The organism is Aquabacterium sp. (assembly GCF_029946005.1).
Lineage (GTDB): Bacteria > Pseudomonadota > Gammaproteobacteria > Burkholderiales > Burkholderiaceae_C > Aquabacterium.
This window is the reverse complement of the sequence record NZ_JAQSDR010000002.1, coordinates 312,573-328,856: the sequence shown is the minus strand read 5'-3', so window position 1 is coordinate 328,856 and position 16,284 is coordinate 312,573. Positions and strand designations below refer to the sequence as shown.

At 66.5% G+C, this 16,284-nt stretch carries 12 protein-coding genes and 1 riboswitch; of the genes, 5 read left to right on the top strand and 7 right to left on the bottom strand.

Features of this window, described 5'->3' with window-relative positions; translation table 11 throughout:
- Window positions 1-23 precede the first annotated feature (23 nt).
- The 3 genes from PSV38_RS01800 to PSV38_RS01790 are packed head-to-tail and all read left to right on the top strand — an operon-like array spanning window position 24 to window position 3,776.
- Window positions 24-1,829, top strand: coding sequence for a DUF1800 domain-containing protein (locus PSV38_RS01800; protein WP_300544154.1), 1,806 nt, complete (start codon window positions 24-26; stop codon window positions 1,827-1,829).
- Window positions 1,830-1,840: 11 nt separating this feature from the next.
- A complete protein-coding gene (locus PSV38_RS01795) occupies window positions 1,841-3,223 on the top strand; it encodes a DUF1501 domain-containing protein (RefSeq protein ID WP_300544152.1) in 1,383 nt (460 codons plus the stop codon).
- Window positions 3,224-3,275: 52 nt separating this feature from the next.
- Window positions 3,276-3,776 carry a DUF4442 domain-containing protein gene (locus tag PSV38_RS01790; RefSeq protein ID WP_300544149.1) on the top strand — a complete coding sequence of 167 codons (501 nt, stop codon included), beginning with the start codon at window positions 3,276-3,278 and terminating at the stop codon, window positions 3,774-3,776.
- Between the two features lie 598 nt (window positions 3,777-4,374).
- Here PSV38_RS01790 and PSV38_RS01785 read toward each other — a convergent pair.
- Both PSV38_RS01785 and bioB read right to left on the bottom strand, forming a co-directional pair.
- On the bottom strand, window positions 4,375-7,122 hold the full coding sequence (locus PSV38_RS01785) for a PAS domain S-box protein (protein WP_300544147.1): 2,748 nt from the start codon (window positions 7,120-7,122) through the stop codon (window positions 4,375-4,377).
- A 288-nt stretch (window positions 7,123-7,410) separates the two neighbouring features.
- Window positions 7,411-8,502 carry a biotin synthase BioB gene (bioB, locus tag PSV38_RS01780; protein ID WP_366526631.1) on the bottom strand — a complete coding sequence of 364 codons (1,092 nt, stop codon included), beginning with the start codon at window positions 8,500-8,502 and terminating at the stop codon, window positions 7,411-7,413.
- 193 nt (window positions 8,503-8,695) lie between these two features.
- Here bioB and PSV38_RS01775 point away from each other — a divergent pair, with 193 nt between their 5' ends.
- Window positions 8,696-9,166: an AtaL-like protein gene (locus tag PSV38_RS01775; protein ID WP_300544145.1), complete on the top strand. Its 471-nt coding sequence runs from the start codon at window positions 8,696-8,698 to the stop codon at window positions 9,164-9,166.
- A gap of 11 nt (window positions 9,167-9,177) precedes the next feature.
- A complete protein-coding gene (pcaF, locus tag PSV38_RS01770; protein ID WP_300544142.1) occupies window positions 9,178-10,383 on the top strand; it encodes a 3-oxoadipyl-CoA thiolase in 1,206 nt (401 codons plus the stop codon).
- A 4-nt stretch (window positions 10,384-10,387) separates the two neighbouring features.
- On the opposite strand, the gene PSV38_RS01765 is transcribed toward pcaF, so the two are convergent.
- Genes PSV38_RS01765 through thiC form a run of 5 tightly spaced genes read right to left on the bottom strand, consistent with a single transcriptional unit; the run spans window position 10,388 to window position 16,036 of the window.
- Window positions 10,388-12,040: a bifunctional hydroxymethylpyrimidine kinase/phosphomethylpyrimidine kinase gene (locus PSV38_RS01765; protein ID WP_300544140.1), complete on the bottom strand. Its 1,653-nt coding sequence runs from the start codon at window positions 12,038-12,040 to the stop codon at window positions 10,388-10,390.
- On the bottom strand, window positions 12,040-12,837 hold the full coding sequence (locus PSV38_RS01760; RefSeq protein WP_300544138.1) for a thiazole synthase: 798 nt from the start codon (window positions 12,835-12,837) through the stop codon (window positions 12,040-12,042). The genes PSV38_RS01765 and PSV38_RS01760 overlap by 1 nt, the downstream gene beginning before the upstream one ends.
- Window positions 12,838-12,839: 2 nt before the next feature.
- Window positions 12,840-13,061, bottom strand: coding sequence for a sulfur carrier protein ThiS (gene thiS / locus PSV38_RS01755; RefSeq protein ID WP_300544136.1), 222 nt, complete (start codon window positions 13,059-13,061; stop codon window positions 12,840-12,842).
- A complete protein-coding gene (locus PSV38_RS01750) occupies window positions 13,058-14,110 on the bottom strand; it encodes an FAD-dependent oxidoreductase (protein WP_300544134.1) in 1,053 nt (350 codons plus the stop codon). The genes thiS and PSV38_RS01750 overlap by 4 nt, the downstream gene beginning before the upstream one ends.
- A 24-nt stretch (window positions 14,111-14,134) precedes the next feature.
- Window positions 14,135-16,036, bottom strand: a complete 1,902-nt coding sequence (gene thiC / locus PSV38_RS01745; protein ID WP_300544132.1) for a phosphomethylpyrimidine synthase ThiC — start codon at window positions 16,034-16,036, stop codon at window positions 14,135-14,137.
- 105 nt (window positions 16,037-16,141) lie between these two features.
- A riboswitch (TPP riboswitch) is annotated at window positions 16,142-16,267 on the bottom strand.
- Window positions 16,268-16,284 lie beyond the last annotated feature (17 nt).

The following is a 16,284-nucleotide window of genomic DNA, read 5'->3' as shown; positions in this document are numbered from 1 at the left end:
AGTGCATTTGATCAAAGACAACGATGGCCGATTCAGACAACGACATGGCGTGGGAGGCGACGGCGACAGCCGAGGCCGGCCAGGGCCACCACCCACACCTCAAGCATTCAGTCCTGGGCGGTTTGGTCCTGTCAACGCTCAGTGCTTGCGGCGGCGGAGGTGGCGACACCGAGAAACCCGCGCTTCGTGATCCCGCCGCCCTGCCTGCCGCCTGTTTGAGCGCCGGGGTGGCTGTGGCCCTGTCGGCCTGCGGTGGCGGCGTCCAGCCCTTCGAGCCCATGACCGAAGCGCGCGCGGCCCGACTGCTCAACCAAGGGGGGCTGGGGTCCACGCCAGCGCAAGTGACCGCGCTGGTGCGCGATGGCGCCGATGCCTGGTTCAGCGCTCAAATGGCCATGCCCTTGTCACCCTCGGTGTGGGATTGGGCGCGCGCGCAAGGCTACGACAACCGCCTGTATGCGCGTGGTGATTACGGCCTGGACCCTGCCTTGTGGTGGCGCCTGTGCACGGCTCAGGACGTGTTGCGCCAGCGTGTGGTCCTGGCCGTCAGCGAGCTCTTTGTGGTCTCGCCCTTGAACATGGTGGCCTATTGGAAGCAGTTCGCCTGCCTGGCCTGGTGGGAACTGCTCGAGCAGCATTGCTTTGGCAACTTCCGCGATCTGCTCACGCACATCACCTTGTCGCCCGCCATGGGCGTGTACCTGAGCATGCGCGGCAGCAGCAAGGAAGATGGCAGCGGTCGCCACCCTGACGAGAACTACGCGCGCGAGTTGCTGCAGTTGTTCACCATCGGCCTGAACACTTTGAATCCAGATGGCTCGCCCACCTCCCCGCCGAGAGATACCTACGACGGGCGGGCCGTTTCGCAACTGGCCAAGGTTTTCACCGGCTGGGATGTCGATGGCTTCAATCCCTTGGACCCTGAAGGTCCCTTCGACTACCTGCGCGTGCCCATGGAATTTCACGCCGATCGCCATGCCAACACCGACAAGAGCGTGCTCGGCGTCAACATCCCGGGTCAAACGCCAGGCCCGGAATCGATGCGTCTGGCACTGGATGCCGTTTTCAACCACCCCAATGTGGGCTTCTTCATCGCGCGCCAGCTCATCCAGCGCCTGGTGACCAGCAACCCCAGCAAGGACTACGTGTGGCGCGTGGCCATGGCCTTCAACAGCAATGGCGCACCCGTGCCCGTGCGTGGCGACATGGGAGCGGTGGTGCGGGCCGTGCTGGCCGACCCCGAGGCCCGCCCCGAAATCACCTTGCCACCGGCCAGCCAACCAGCCCCGGCCCAGCCCACCCTGACCGATGGCAAGTTGCGCGAGCCCGTGCTTCGGCTGCTGCAATGGCTGCGCCTGGTGAACGTCAGCTCCACCGATGGGCAATGGCGCTTCCCGGACCTGTCAGGCAGCGACCAGTTGGGCCAGGCGCCCTTGCGCTCGCCGTCGGTCTTCAACTTCTTCAGGCCGGGCTATGTGCCGCCCAACACGGCCATGGCCACCAAGGGCTTGGTCGCGCCGGAGTTCCAGATCACCAACGAGTCCAGCGTGATGGGCTATGCCAATTTTCTACTGAGCATCATGCCCTTCGGGGCCAACGGCATCCTGCCTAACTACGACACCTGGCTGGCCATGGCCGACCAACCCGCGCGCCTGGTGGACCAGCTCAACCTGCACCTGACCGGGCGTGTGCTGTCGCCGATCACGGTGGACACCGTGGTGGTGGGTGTGAACTCGATCCTCGGCACCTCGCCCAACGAACGCCGCAACCGCGTGGTGGCGGCCTTTTTCCTCATCATGTGCTGCCCCGAATACCTCGTGCAGCGCTGAACGGTGTGACCATGACTTCCGATTCCCTCAGCCGCCGCACCTTCCTGCAACGTGGCGCCGCCTTGTCCCTGGCCGGTGCTGCCACGCCTTTCGCCATCAATCTGGCCACCATGGCCGAAGCGGCCGCGCAGTCGTCCGCCAGCACCGACTACAAGGCCCTGGTCTGCGTCTTCCTGCAAGGTGGCAACGACCATGGCAACACGCTGATCCCTTTCGACGAGGGCAGCTACGCAGCCTACGCCGCCGCGCGTGGCGGCATCGCCTTGGGACGCGACAGCCTGGCCGCCACGGCCTTGTCCAACAGCCTGGGTGGGCGACAGGTGGCCATGGCGCCCAGCCTGGCACCGCTCAAGCCTTTGTACGACGCGGGGCGCCTGGCTTGGCTGCTCAACATCGGCCCCCTGGTTCAGCCGACAACGCTGGCCCAGTACCAGGCCCGTTCTGTGCCCTTGCCCGCCAAGCTCTTCTCGCACAACGACCAACAATCGGCCTGGCAGTCTTATGGGCCGGAAGGCACGCTGGCGGGCTGGGGCGGCAGGTCGGCCGATGCGGTGCTGTCCGGCAATGGCCGGGCCTCGCTGACCTGCATCAACACGTCGGGCAACGCGGTCTACCTGTCGGGTCGCACGGCGGTGCCCTACATGGTCAACCCGGCGGGCGTGCCTTCGCTGTACGCGCTCAATGGCGGCCTGTTCGGTTCGGCCACGTGCGAGGCCGCATTCCGGCAATTGGTCACGCAGACCTCGCAAGCCCATGTGCTGGCCAGTGAGCACGCCCGCGTCATGGCTCGCGCCATTGATGTCAATGCCCAACTGCAAACGGCCATGGGGGCCACACCCGCGCTGGCCACGGCTTTTGACGGCGCCAATCCGTTGGCCAACCAGCTGCGGATGGTGGCGCAACTGATCGCGGCGCGCGACCGCCTGGGCATGCGTCGGCAAGTCTTTTTCGTGTCGCTGCCCGGCTTTGACCTGCACGACAACCTGCTCAGCCGCCATGCCGTGCTGCTGGGCCAGCTGGCCTCAGGCCTGGTGAGCTTTCAGGCTGCGCTCGACGAGCTGAACGTGGCCCCCAACGTGACCACCTTCACCGCCAGTGACTTTGGCCGCACGCTGAGCAGCAACGGCGATGGCTCGGACCATGGTTGGGGTGGCCACCACCTGGTGATGGGCGGCGCGGTGCGTGGCGCCAATTTGTATGGCCAGTTGCCCAATGCGGGCCTGGGGGGCGAGAGCGACACCGGCCAGGGGCGCTTGCTGCCCACGATGGGAGTGCAGCAGTTGGCGGGCTCCCTCGGACGCTGGATGGGCGTGCCGTCGGGTGACCTCAGCGCGATCAATCCGGGTTTGGCATCCTTCAACGCTGGCACCTTGTCCAGCCTGCTCACCACGTGATCCGGGCCGCTGGTGCGGCTACCATGCGGCCTCGTGTCCACCTGGAGTCCGCATGAGCAGCAGCACCAAGCCCAATCAACTCAGCCGCACCATCGCCCGTTTTCAGGGCTTGCCATCTGGTTTGAGCCCTTGGCTGACCAGTTTCGTTCTTGGCAATGTGGTGCCCATGGTGGGTTCGGCCAGCCTGCGGTTTGAGGAGATCTCGAACGAGCGCGTGGTGGTCACCATCCGCAATCGGCGCAAGGTGCAGAACCACATCAAGGGGGTGCACGCTGCGGCCATGGCCTTGCTGGCTGAAACGGCCACCGGGTTTTGCGTGGGCATGAACGTGCCGGATGACAAGCTGCCCCTGATCAAGACCATGAAGGTGGATTACCTCAAGCGGGCGCAGGGCGACATGAAGGCGGTGGCCCAGTTGCGGCCTGATCAGATTCACCAGATTCGGACGCAGGAGAAGGGTGAGGTCACTGTGCCGGTCAGCATCACGGACGAATCGGGTGGGGAGCCTGTCCAGTGCGAGATGGTTTGGGCTTGGGTGCCTAAGAAGCGGTGATCGTTTCAGGCGTGCTGAGGGGGCTCTTTTTTTGACAGCGCGGGGTGGGGGTGCGGCGCAGGCGGGCGGGGCTCCTGCGGGGTCGGTCCACCGCGTTGCGGCGGACTGCTCTCGGTGCTCGCCCAGGGCGGGGATCGTCCGAAACTCGCCCTTGCAGGGCTCAGACAGCGGACGATCCTTTTTCCGCCCTGGGCTGCGCGCCTCGACGCCCCCGAAGTCGCCCCGCCCGCCTGCGCCTCATCCCTGATCCACCCCGCTGGTGGCGCAGCACGACTGCAACCGTGGCACGCCACCAGCGGGGCGGCAAAAGGGCTGGGCGGTCTCCGGCAGGGCGCCTGGCTTGGTGCTGAGAAGCGGAGTGCCGAGGTGGGCACGCGGCAGCGTGCATCGTCATCTGACCGGCCGTGGTTGTCTGAACGAAGCGGATGCAATCCGCGCAGTGAGTTCCACGGCCCCACCTCGGCATGAGCATCGCAAGGCAGTCCCGCTTCAGCGGGACCACCAAGCCGAAGCCCTGACGGAGACCGCCCCAGCCCTCGCCCCGCGCTCACCCGAAGAAGCACCCTCACGATGGCCCCGCCGCCGACATCACCAGGGATCAAACCCCCATGCGGTTCACTTTGGCATGGCCGCTCACCGTCCGCACCAGGTCTTCCAGGTTGATGGGCTTGACCACCAGGTCCACCATGCCCGCCGCCAGGCATTTGGTGCGCTCTTCCGCCATCGCGTGCGCTGTCTGGCCGATCACAGGCAGGCTGGGGGCCATCACCTTGATGCGGCGCGTGGTCTCGTAGCCATCCATGCCTGGCATCTGGATGTCCATCAACACCACGTCAAAAGCCTGTGCGCCATTCAGCGTCAGGCAGGCCAAAGCCTCCTGGCCGCTGTCCACCATCGTGACCAGGGCGCCCTCAATCTGCAGCAACTCTTTCAGCACCCACTGGTTCACCTGGTTGTCCTCGGCCGCCAGCACGCGCAAACCCCCCAGGCGTTGACCGGCCTGAGGCGCAGGCGCCTCGCTGTTGACAGGCTCGGCATCGCCCGTCGGCGCCCTGAGCGGCAGCGCGGGCTGAAGCGTGCTGACCAGCGGAAGCACCACCTCAAACCGCGTGCCTTGCCCCAGTTCGCTGTGCGCATGGACCTCGCCACCCAGCATCTCCGCCAAGCGCTTCGTGATCGTGAGGCCCAGGCCGGTGCCGCCATACTGGCGGGTGGTCGAACCATCGGCTTGCTCGAAGGGGCGGAACAACTCGCTCAACTGAGCGGCACTCATGCCGATGCCGGTGTCGGCCACGGTCAGCACCAGTTGCCCATCCCGCGCTGCCGCCGACACGCTCACCTCGCCACGTGCCGTGAACTTGACCGCGTTGGACAGCAAGTTCAACAGGATCTGCTCCAGCCTCAAGGGGTCGCTGTTGCACAGCACCGGCAGCTCGGGGCTCAAGTGCGTGTGCAAGCCAATGCCCTTGGCCTGCGCGCGCTCGCTGAACTGCGCGGTGGCACGGGCCAGCAACTCTTGCAGATTGACCGGCAGCGTCTCGATGTTCAGCTTGCCCGCCTCAATCTTCGAGAAATCGAGGATGTCGTTGATGATGCCCAGCAACAATCGGCCCGAGTCGATGATTTGCGCGAAGATCTGATGCGCGGCCCCCCCATGGTCACGGTGGCCGATCTGCGCCAGGCCCAGCACGCCATTGAGCGGCGTGCGGATCTCGTGGCTCATGTTGGCCAGGAACTCGGTCTTGATCTGGCTCAGGCGCTCGGCCTCCTGGCGGGCGGTGTCCAACTCCACGGTGCGCTGCCGCACGGTTTGCTCCAGCTGTTCCTGGTGGGCCTGCAAGGCCAATCGGGCCTGTTGGATTTCGCTGATGTCCTGGATGGCGCCCTCGATGCGCACCACCTTGCCGTCCTGCCAGATGGGCTCGCCCTGGGTGCGAATCCATTTGCGCACGCCTTGTTCGCTGATCAGCTCCAGCTCCATGGCATAGGACTCGCCCTGGTCAATGGCGCGGCGCAAGGTCTCAGAAATCTTGCTGCGTTCGCTGCCCTGGAAATAGCGCAGGCCATCCGTGATGGACATCGACTCTGGCAAGCTGGGGTCCAGGTCGAGGATGCGCGCCGCACCATCGGTACGGGTACCCCGCATCGTGGCGACGTCGATGCTCCACCCGCCCACCTTGGCGAGCGTGCTCATGCGGTCCAGCAAGGCCTGCTTGTCGCGCAAGGCTTCCTGGACGACCACGTTGGCCGTGATGTCGCGGGCCATGCCAAACATGCCGGCCATCTGGCCCTGCGCGTCAAACACTGGGCCCTTGGTGACCAGGAAAGTCATCCGCCTGCCGTCGCGCAGGGTGAGGTGGTCTTCGGTGGTCACGGTGCGCCCGTTTTGCCTGAGCGCCTCGTCACCGGCCATGATGAGCGCGGCAGACTCGGGTGAGAACAGGTCTTGGTCAATGTGGCCAATGATCTGGTCGAAGGGGCGGCCCAGGAAGTTCGCGGCGGACTGGTTGACCATGATGTAGCGGCCGTGCTGGTCTTTGACGAAGATAGCATCGGTGGTGCCGTCGATCACCGCACGCAACAGTTGCTCGCTGCGCAACAAGGCTGCTTCGGTGCGGTGCCTTTCGCTCACGTCCAGCGCCAGTCCGATGATCACCGTGCCGTTGCTGGTGGACACGCTGCGGCCGTGAACCTCCAGCTGCACCACGCTGCCATCACGGCGGCGCCCGGAAAAGGCATGGCGCATCTCCTGGTCGAGGCCATCCAGGCGCCTTTGCATTTGCTCGATCACGCTGGCCTGATCCTGCGGCATCACCAGATCGCGCCAAGGCACTTTGTGAATCAGTTGTTCGGGGCGGTCGTAGCCCATCATCCGCGCGAACTCCGGGTTGGCATAGCGCAGGTGCTCACCCTGGACGATGTAGATGCCTGCCAGCGATTGTTCAACGAGGGCTTTGAATCGGCTGTTGGCGGCCCGCTGCTCGGTCTGCCGCAACCATTGGATGACCCGGCTCATCAGGATGCCCATGGCGAAAAAAACACCGATGGCCACCACCGAGGTGTTGGCGGCTGACATGAACAGGAACCAGGCCAGCCCTGCAGACAGCATGGTGGCCACGATACCCGCCAGCCCCCCGCCCCACCAGGATGCCGCGAACACGGCTGGGTAGAACAGCAGCAGGGCGATGGGCTGGATGGTGGACCAGAAGGTCCATTGGATGGTGGCGGCTACCAGGGGGATGAGCAGACCCCAGAGCAGGCCCGCGACCGAGGCCTTGGGTGGCGGCTCATCGGACAGACTGCCTTCGGCGTCGTCCGGCACATGCTGAAGGGTGAACCACAGCATGACCGCGGTCACCAGGATGAAGAAAAATACCTTTGAGGGTGGAAAAGTGCGTGATGGCCGTCACGTCGCTGAAGGTGGCCAGCACCCGGTCCGACAGGAATATCCACAATGCCGCGAACACGGCATAACCCAGCGTTGCCCGAAGGCTGTATCGCGTCCGATGGGAAATCGGCATCAATGCGCTCCTGCACCCCCCCGAGGGTTCGGGTGATTATGGTGCGGCGTTCAAGGCCGTGCATGAAACTTCGATGCAGTGTGGCGCCCGGGTCACCCCGGGATTTCCAGCGATCAGACCGCTTCGATGCGCGCCGTGACGGCCTTGCCGCTGCGCAAACCCAGCTTGCTCAGCAGGGCGCGGTCGCGTTCGACCTCTGGGTTGCCCGTGGTCAGCAGCTTGTCGCCATAGAAGATGGAGTTGGCGCCCGCCAGGAAGCACATGGCCTGCACGGCCTCGCTCATCTGCTGGCGCCCGGCCGACAGGCGCACGCGCGCCGTGGGCATGGTGATGCGTGCGACGGCGATGGTGCGCACGAACTCCAGTGGATCCAGCGGTGGGGTGTCGGCCAAGGGCGTGCCGGGCACGCGCACCAGGTCGTTGATGGGCACGGATTCGGGGTGCGTGGGCAGGTTGGCCAATTGGGCGATCAGCCCGGCGCGGCCTTCGCGCGTTTCGCCCATGCCCACGATGCCGCCGCTGCACACTTTGATGCTGGCCGATCGCACGTGCGAGAGCGTGTCCAGGCGGTCTTGCTGGTCGCGCGTGGTGATGATGTCGCCGTACAGCTCGGGCGCGGTGTCCAGGTTGTGGTTGTAGTAATCCAGGCCGGCGTTCTTGAGCGACTGGGCTTGCGGTTCGGTCAGCATGCCCAGGGTGCAGCAGGCCTCTAGGCCTTCTTGCTTGATCACGCCGATCAGCTCGGCCACTTTCTCGATGTCGCGGTCTTTGGGGGCGCGCCAGGCGGCGCCCATGCAGAAGCGGCTGGCGCCAGCTTCTTTGGCGGCCACCACGGCTTCGCGCACTTGCTCGGGCGACATCAGCTTGCTGGCCTTGACGCCGGTGTCGTAGCGGGCCGCTTGCGGGCAATAGCCGCAGTCTTCTTCGCAGCCGCCGGTCTTGACCGACAGCAAGGTGGCGTGTTCGACCTCGTTGGCATCCCAATGCTGGCGGTGAACCTGCTGGGCTTGCCACATCAGGTCATTGAAGGGCAGGTTGAACAGGGCCAGCACCTCGGCGCGGGGCCAGCGGGCGCCGGTGTCGTCTTCCGGCGTGGTGCAGTCGCCGCCGCAACCATGGGCGTTCAGCGCGGCCTTGGGCAGCCATTGAACCGTCTGCGGGGTGGTCTGGGTGGGCGAAGGGCTGGCGAGTAGGCTGGAAGGCATGGGCTGGACTGCGGACAAAGCAGTGCTGAAACGGTCAAAACAGGCCCCAGTGTAGGCCAGACACCGGGGGAGCGCCAAGCGACTCGCCAGAGGGGCCTGCCCTGGAATTCGGCCACGGGCGGGGGTTGACGCGGGTGACCTTTGCGTCAGATCGGCATGCAGCCCAGGATCGCTGTTGCGATAAGCTCAGGCCATGCGTTTTGAACACCTGATCGAGATCAATGCCGCCAGCACGGCCGTCCAGACGGTGGTGCCACCCTTCACGCGCGAGCAACTGTGGCGCGGCCTGATGGCCCGTGTGCACACGCCGCAGCGCTTTCCCCTGGGGCCCGACAGCTGCGACTGGCGCGAGCTTGAGCCCGGCGTGATCCAGCGCACCGTGAATTTCGGTGCCAACGCCATGAAGGACGAGGTGCAGGCCGACGCTTTTCAGAAGCTGGAATTCACGCCCGAGCCGCACGGCGACACCACCCCCATCCGCCTGACGATCACGATCGAAGAGCCCCAGCCCGGCCAGATGTTGCTGCGCTTTGTGTACGAAAGCGTCAGCGAGTTGTCGGCCGAAGAAGCGTATTTCAACGACTACCGCCACAACGCCTGGCTGCACAACGACCGCGACATGGTGCGCACCCTGCGCCAGTGGTTGTCTGACGAAGGCCTGTAGGAGACCGAACCATGCGGAACGACGCTTTCATCTGCGATGGCCTGCGCACGCCTTTCGGCCGCTACGGCGGGGCCTTGTCTTCGGTGCGCACCGACGACCTGGCGGCCGCGCCCTTGCGGGCCTTGCTGGCGCGCCACCCCAGCCTGGACCCGGCCCTGATCGACGACGTGCTCTACGGTTGCGCCAACCAGGCGGGCGAAGACAACCGCAATGTCGCCCGCATGGCGGCCTTGCTGGCCGGTTTGCCCATGGACGTGCCAGGTGCCACCATCAACCGTCTGTGCGGTTCGGGCCTGGACGCCCTGGGCACGGCCGCACGCGCCATCCGCTCGGGTGAGGCCCACCTGATGATCGCCGGAGGTGTGGAGAGCATGAGCCGCGCGCCTTTCGTGACGGCCAAGGCCGACAGCGCTTTCAGCCGCAACGTGACCACGTTTGACACCACCATTGGCTGGCGTTTCGTGAACCCCTTGATGAAGGCCCAGCACGGCATTGATTCGATGCCCGAGACCGCCGAGAACGTGGCCCGCGAATTCGCCGTGGGCCGAGAGGACCAGGATCTGTTCGCACTGGCCTCGCAGCGCAAGGCCGTGGCCGCTCAACTGGCGGGCTTCTTTGACACCGAGATCACGCCCGTGAGCATCGCGCAGAAAAAGGGCGAGGCGGTTTTGGTGTCGAAAGACGAGCACCCGCGCGAGACCACGCTCGAATCGCTGGCCAGGCTCAAGGGCGTGGTCACGCCCGAGGGCACCGTGACGGCGGGCAATGCCTCAGGCATCAACGATGGCGCTTGTGCCTTGCTGGTGGCTTCCGAAGTGGCCGCGCGCGAACACCGGTTGACGCCGCTGGCGCGCATCGTGGGGATGGGCGTGGCGGGTGTGCCACCGCGCATCATGGGCATTGGGCCCGCGCCCGCATCGCTCAAGCTGCTGGCCCGCCTGGGCATGACGATCGATCAGATGGACGTGATCGAGTTGAACGAGGCCTTTGCCGCACAGGGCTTGGCGGTGATGCGCCAGTGGGGCCTGCACGACGCGGATCCGCGCGTGAATCCGAATGGCGGCGCCATTGCCTTGGGGCACCCACTGGGGGCCTCGGGGGCGCGGCTGGCCTTGACGGCGGTGAACCAGTTGCACCGCATTGGCGGGCGCTACGCCCTGGTCACCATGTGCATTGGGGTGGGGCAGGGCATCGCGGTGGTGCTGGAGCGGGTGTGAGCGCCTAAAGCACCGGGTGCGGCAGCGGCACCGGGCCATCCTGCAGCCCGGCGCGCCCGCTGAGCACCGCGTTTTGAAAAGCAGGCAGGGCGGCTTGCGTTTGGGACAAGGTGCTGCCCAGGCCGCGCACCACACAGACAGCGGCGGGGCCGCAATTGGCCGCTTCACGGACATCATCCGGGCTCAGCAGGCCCCCGATGGCGACCACGGGCACGGGGCTGTGGGCCACCCACCAGCGCAGGTTGTCGTGCCCTTGCGCTTGCCATGGCATCTCCTTGGTGGTGGTGGGCAGGACCGGTCCGCACGCGATCAGGCTGGCGCCGCAACCGGCAGCGCGGGCCAGCTCCCACAGGCTGTGCGAGCTGAGGCCCAACTGCAGTCGGGCGCTGTGCTGACGCAGCAGGGCCTGGTCGGGCGGGCTCAAGGACAGCAGGTCTTCCTGACCCAGGTGGATGCCCAGTGGCGCATCGGCACCAGCGTTCAAGGCCAGGGCTTCGCGCCAATGGTCGTTGACGAACAGGCTGGCCTGGGCCGAGGCGCAGGTGTCCAGGCTGGTGGCCAATTGCTTGGCCAGCTCAGCGTCTTTGGTCTTTCGGCGCAACTGCAGCAGTCGCAAGCCGCTGCTCACGCCATCCTTGATGCGTTCGGCGCTGTCGACGATGCCGTACAGGCCTTCGGGCGGGGCGTGGAAGGGGGCGAAGCGCGTGCCTTGCAAGGCCCACGGCAACTGCTCGTCCAGGCCCAGCCAAGGCAGCGGCGCCCCGGCATGGCGCGGGCCTTGGGCGAAGCCCGGGCCTGCCATGACCGGTCCCGCGCCTTGACCGGCGCCATGGCCTTGGCTCAAGGCGTGGTGCGTGAGCATCTTGGCCAGCACGACGGCATCGGCCTCGACATGGCCCAGGGCCAGCGCAGCGGCCACGCCGCTGGCGAAGGTGCAGCCGGTGCCATGCGTGTGGCGCGTGTCGATGCGGGGCGCCGTCAACCAGCCCGCGGCATGTGGGGTCTGCAGCCAGTCGACCGCTTGGGCCATGGGCGCTGCGGCGGCCTTGAGGGTGCTTGGGGCATCCCCCCCGGTGATGACGACGCCGCGCGCCCCGATGGCTTGAAGCTGGCGCGCCATCTCGGGCACCAAGGCTTGGTCGATGTCATGGCTGGCTTGGGGCCAGGCCAGCAAACGCGCCGCTTCCACGCGGTTGGGCGTGATCACCGTGGCGCGGGGGATCAGCAGCTTGCGGTAGGCGCTCAGCACCTGGGGGTCGGCAAAGGCGGCCCCACCGGCCGAGGCGCCCAGCACCGGGTCGATGACCAAAGCCAGTTGCCGATGCGGATCGACGCCTGGCGGTGTGGCGGCGCGCAGGTGATCCACCCAGCGTGCCACCGCTTTGATGGCGGCCACGGTGCCCAGCAGGCCGGTCTTGATGGCGCGGGGCGGCAGGTCCAGCGCCAGCGCGGCAAGCTGGGCTTCCAGGGTGCTGGCGTCCACGGGGAACACGGCCTGCACGCCTTGCGAGTTTTGCGCGGTGATGGCCGCGACGACGGGGCACAGGTGCACCCCCAGGGCGTCGGCGGCGCGCTGGTCGGCGCTCAGCCCGGCGCCGCCGCTGCTGTCATGGCCAGCGATGCTCCAGATGATGGGGGGGGGTGTCGTTGCGGGCATCACAAGAGCAGGAAAGGTTGGCCGCCCACCGGTGTGGTGGCCACGGCCACGTCGCTGGTGGGCATCAAGCCCGCTTCAAAGCCGGTGCGCCCCGCCTGGACCGCGTGGCGAAAGGCCGTGGCCATGCGCACCGGGTCGCCCGATTGCGACACGGCCGAGTTCAGCAGCACGGCGTCTACACCGAGCTCCATGGCCGCGGTGGCGTGCGACGGCGCGCCCAGGCCCGCATCGACGATCAAGGTGGTGTTGGGCAGGCGCGCGCGCAGGGTCCGCAAGGCCCAGGGGTTGAGCAGGCCCAGGCCCGAGCCAATGGGGGCGCCCCAGGGCATCAAGACGCGGCAGCCCGCATCGACCAGGCGCTGGCAGGTCACCAGGTCGTCCGTGCAATAGGGCAGCACCTCGAAACCATCGCTGACCAGTTGGCGCGCGGCATCGACCAGTTCAAAAGGATCGGGCTGCAAGGTCTGTTCGTCACCCACCACTTCGAGCTTGACCCAGTGCGTGCCCAGCAGCTCGCGCGCCATGTGGGCCAGGGTGATGGCCTCGCGGGCGCTGCGGCAACCGGCGGTGTTGGGCAGCAAGTGGGCGCCTTGTTCGCGCGCGGTGGTGCGGATGATGTCGACGAAACCGTTGTCGCCGCCACCAGGCACGGCCAGCGTGCGCTTGAGGCCCAGGGTCAGCACCTGGCTGCCGCTGGCGATGATGGCGTCGCGCAAGACTTGCGGCGACGGGTAACCGGCCGTGCCCAGCAGGAAGCGGCTGGTGAGTGGCGTGTTGCCGATGTGCCAGGGTTCCATCCTTAGCCTCCTGTGATGGCGCTGAAACACAGCACCGCGTCGCCGTCTTGCAAGGTGTGTTGTGCGCGTTCGCTGCGCGGCACGAACTCGCCGTTGACGGCGGTGGCCACGGCGTGGTCGTCCAGGGCTCTGGCCTGATTCAGGCGGTCCAGCAGATCGGCCACGGTGCTGCCTGTGGGCAATTGCTGGGCGCCTTGGTCGGTGTGCACGGTGATGTGGGTCATGTCAGCAATCCAGTTTGGCCCAGGGCCTCGTCCACCAGAGAGGGGCCCAACAACCACCCGTGGCGGTACAGCCCATTGATGCGCACCAAGCCGGGCTCGACATGGCACTCGGGCCGGTGGTCGGGCAGGGCCGGGCGCAGGTTGGTGTCCATGCGAATGATGCGGCTTTCAGCCAGGGCGGGCAGCACGCTGTGGGCAGCGGCCATCAATTCGACTGCGCTGCGCAGTGACATGGGTGAGCGGTCTTCGGTTTCGATCTCGCTGGCACCCACCAGCACCACATCGCCGGGCCGGGGCACGACGTAGACGCGGTGACGCGGGTGCAGCAGGCGCACCGGGCGCTTCAAGCCCAGGCCGGGGGCGTGCAGCCAGACGATCTCGCCGCGCACACCGCGCACTGCACAGCTGGCCTTGGCGCCCACGCCCCGCAGGTCGAACACCCAGTCATACGGGCGGCCGTCCAATTGGCCCGCCTGGATGTGCTGCACAGGCTGCGCCCAGTGCCATTGCACGTCAGGGGCATCGTCGTGCAAGTGCTGCAAGGTACGCACCGTGTCGATGTGGGCCTCGCCCGCCAGCATCCAGGCGTGAAGGCGGCCCATGGTGCTGTGCAACGAGGGCTCAAGCTGGGTGAGGGTTGCGGCGTCCAGAACCTGGGGTTGTGCCGCCGCGCCCGGGTCAACGTCATCCACCAAACGGGCCAGCACGCGGCGTGCGGCGCCCTGGTCGCTGCCATGGGCCACCAGCAAGCTGCCTTGCCGTTCAAACAGCCTGGGCAGGCTTGGCTGGGCCTGGCTGAGCCGATCAGTGATGGCTTGCCAGCGGTCGATGGACTGCCAGCCACGTTGGGCCAGGTCGGCATCGGCGGTCTCGCGCTCGGCCGTGGGGCTGAGCATGCCCGCCGCCGTGAAGCCTGCCGCGCCTTGCCCGTCAAAACGCGGCGCAGGGCCGCTTGACGGATCGAAAACGCTGACACGGTGGCCCGCGTGTGCCAGGCTCCAGGCGACCAGTCGGCCCAGCAGGCCCGCTCCCGCGATGCCGATGTTCATGCTTTGCACGGTGCTGGTGCCTGCTCAGGCCTTGGGCGCTTCCGACCTGATCGGAATGTACAGCTCGCCACCCACCTGCTTGAACTCAGCCGACTTGTCCTGCATGCCTTTGGCGGCGAATTCGCGCACCTCCTGCGTGATCTTCATCGAGCAGAACTTGGGGCCGCACATCGAGCAGAAGTGCGCCACCTTGGAGGCATCCTTGGGCAGCGTCTCGTCGTGGAAGTCGCGCGCGGTTTCCGGGTCCAGGCCCAGGTTGAACTGGTCCTGCCAGCGGAAGTCGAAACGGGCTTGTGACAGCGCATCGTCACGCGCCCGCGAGCCCGGATGGCCCTTGGCCACGTCGGCCGCGTGCGCCGCGATCTTGTAGGCGATCAGGCCCTGCTTGACGTCGTCGCGGTTGGGCAGGCCCAGGTGCTCCTTCGGTGTCACGTAGCAGAGCATGGCCGTGCCCATCCAGCCGATCATGGCCGCGCCAATCGCACTGGCGATGTGGTCGTAGCCCGGCGCGATGTCGATGGTCAATGGGCCCAGGGTGTAGAAGGGCGCTTCATGGCAGGTCTTGAGCTGCTCGTCCATGTTGGCCTGGATCAGGTGCATGGGCACGTGGCCTGGGCCTTCGATCATGGTCTGCACATCGTGCTTCCAGGCGATCTGCGTGAGTTCGCCCAGGGTGCGCAGCTCGGCAAACTGGGCCTCGTCATTGGCATCGCTCAAGGAGCCCGGACGCAGGCCGTCGCCCAGCGAGAAGCTCACGTCGTACGCCTTCATGATCTCGCAGATCTCTTCGAAGTGCGTGTACAAAAAGTTCTCTTTGTGGTGCGAGATGCACCACTTGGCCAGGATCGAGCCGCCGCGCGAGACGATGCCGGTGCGGCGCCCAGCGGTCAGGTGGATGAAGGGCAAGCGCACACCAGCGTGGATGGTGAAGTAGTCCACGCCCTGCTCGGCTTGTTCGATCAGCGTGTCGCGGTAGATGGCCCAGGTGAGGTCTTCGGCCACACCGCCCACCTTCTCCAGCGCTTGATAGATGGGCACGGTGCCAATCGGCACCGGGCTGTTGCGCACGATCCAGTCGCGCGTGGTGTGGATGTGCTTGCCGGTGGACAAATCCATCACGTTGTCGGCGCCCCAGCGGATCGCCCACACGAGCTTTTCAACTTCTTCCTCGATCGACGAGGTGACGGCCGAGTTGCCGATGTTGGCGTTGATCTTGACCAGGAAGTTGCGGCCAATGGCCATCGGCTCCAGCTCGGTGTGGTTGATGTTGGCCGGGATGATGGCGCGGCCTCGGGCCACTTCCGAGCGAACGAATTCGGGTGTGATCTCGCGCGGGATCAGGGCGCCCATGGGGTTGCCACGCAGGCGGGTTTCACGCTCGGCATCCTGGGTGTAGGCGGTGCGCCAATCGCCCACACCATCGGCCATCTCCAGCCTGCGCTGGTTTTCGCGGATGGCCACGTACTCCATCTCGGGCGTGATGATGCCTTGGCGGGCGTAGTGCATCTGCGTCACGTTCTGGCCGGATTTGGCGCGGCGGGGCGTGCGTTGCAAAGCGGCGGCGGCGTGGCGCAGGGCGGTCATGCGCTCGTCGTGGCGCTCGTCGGGCTTGAGGCCATCGTCCACCGCCTGGATGCTGCGGCCTTCGTACGATTCGGTGTCGCCGCGCGCCAGGATGGCCGCCTCGCGCACGGGCGGCAAGCCGCGCGTCACGTCGATCTCCACCGTGGGGTCGGAGTAGGGGCCGGAGCAGTCGTACAAAGTGATTGCTTCGCCATTGGTCAGTGAGACCTCGCGCATGGGCACGCGCACGCTGGGCTGGCTGCCCTCCACGTAGATCTTGCGGGACGCGGGCAAAGGTTCGCGTGTCAGGCGCGCGAGTTCGCTTAGGCTGGCCAGGGCGACAGCAGGATCGGGTGCGTTCATGGGCGGGTCCTCGGGTGGCAGTGGTGAATCACATGCTCCGAGGGGTGCCTGGGCGAGACGGAATGCTTCCATCGGCCGGGACCGTGCCCTTGGCAGGCGGAGGTCCCCATCAGGTACAGCTCTTCTTTCGCCGGTATGAGCCGGATCAAGTTCAGCGGGTTCGGTCTTGGACCATCTCAGCGCAGCACGGTGAACAGTGGTTCATCGCGAGGCACACCCCGGAGCAGTGGCTAGTGTAGTGCCTAGTC

Excerpts from the sequence above, each read along its gene's own strand:
- thiS (WP_300544136.1), bottom strand. The coding sequence starts at position 13,061 with ATGACCCACATCACCGTGCACACCGACCAAGGCGCCCAGCAATTGCCC.
- PSV38_RS01760 (WP_300544138.1), bottom strand. The coding sequence starts at position 12,837 with ATGGAACCCTGGCACATCGGCAACACGCCACTCACCAGCCGCTTCCTG.
- PSV38_RS01795 (WP_300544152.1), top strand. The coding sequence starts at position 1,841 with ATGACTTCCGATTCCCTCAGCCGCCGCACCTTCCTGCAACGTGGCGCC.
- PSV38_RS01790 (WP_300544149.1), top strand. The coding sequence starts at position 3,276 with ATGAGCAGCAGCACCAAGCCCAATCAACTCAGCCGCACCATCGCCCGT.
- thiC (WP_300544132.1), bottom strand. The coding sequence starts at position 16,036 with ATGAACGCACCCGATCCTGCTGTCGCCCTGGCCAGCCTAAGCGAACTC.
- PSV38_RS01775 (WP_300544145.1), top strand. The coding sequence starts at position 8,696 with ATGCGTTTTGAACACCTGATCGAGATCAATGCCGCCAGCACGGCCGTC.
- PSV38_RS01785 (WP_300544147.1), bottom strand. The coding sequence starts at position 7,122 with ATGCTGTGGTTCACCCTTCAGCATGTGCCGGACGACGCCGAAGGCAGT.
- pcaF (WP_300544142.1), top strand. The coding sequence starts at position 9,178 with ATGCGGAACGACGCTTTCATCTGCGATGGCCTGCGCACGCCTTTCGGC.
- PSV38_RS01800 (WP_300544154.1), top strand. The coding sequence starts at position 24 with ATGGCCGATTCAGACAACGACATGGCGTGGGAGGCGACGGCGACAGCC.
- PSV38_RS01765 (WP_300544140.1), bottom strand. The coding sequence starts at position 12,040 with ATGCCCGCAACGACACCCCCCCCCATCATCTGGAGCATCGCTGGCCAT.
- PSV38_RS01750 (WP_300544134.1), bottom strand. The coding sequence starts at position 14,110 with ATGAACATCGGCATCGCGGGAGCGGGCCTGCTGGGCCGACTGGTCGCC.
- bioB (WP_366526631.1), bottom strand. The coding sequence starts at position 8,502 with ATGCCTTCCAGCCTACTCGCCAGCCCTTCGCCCACCCAGACCACCCCG.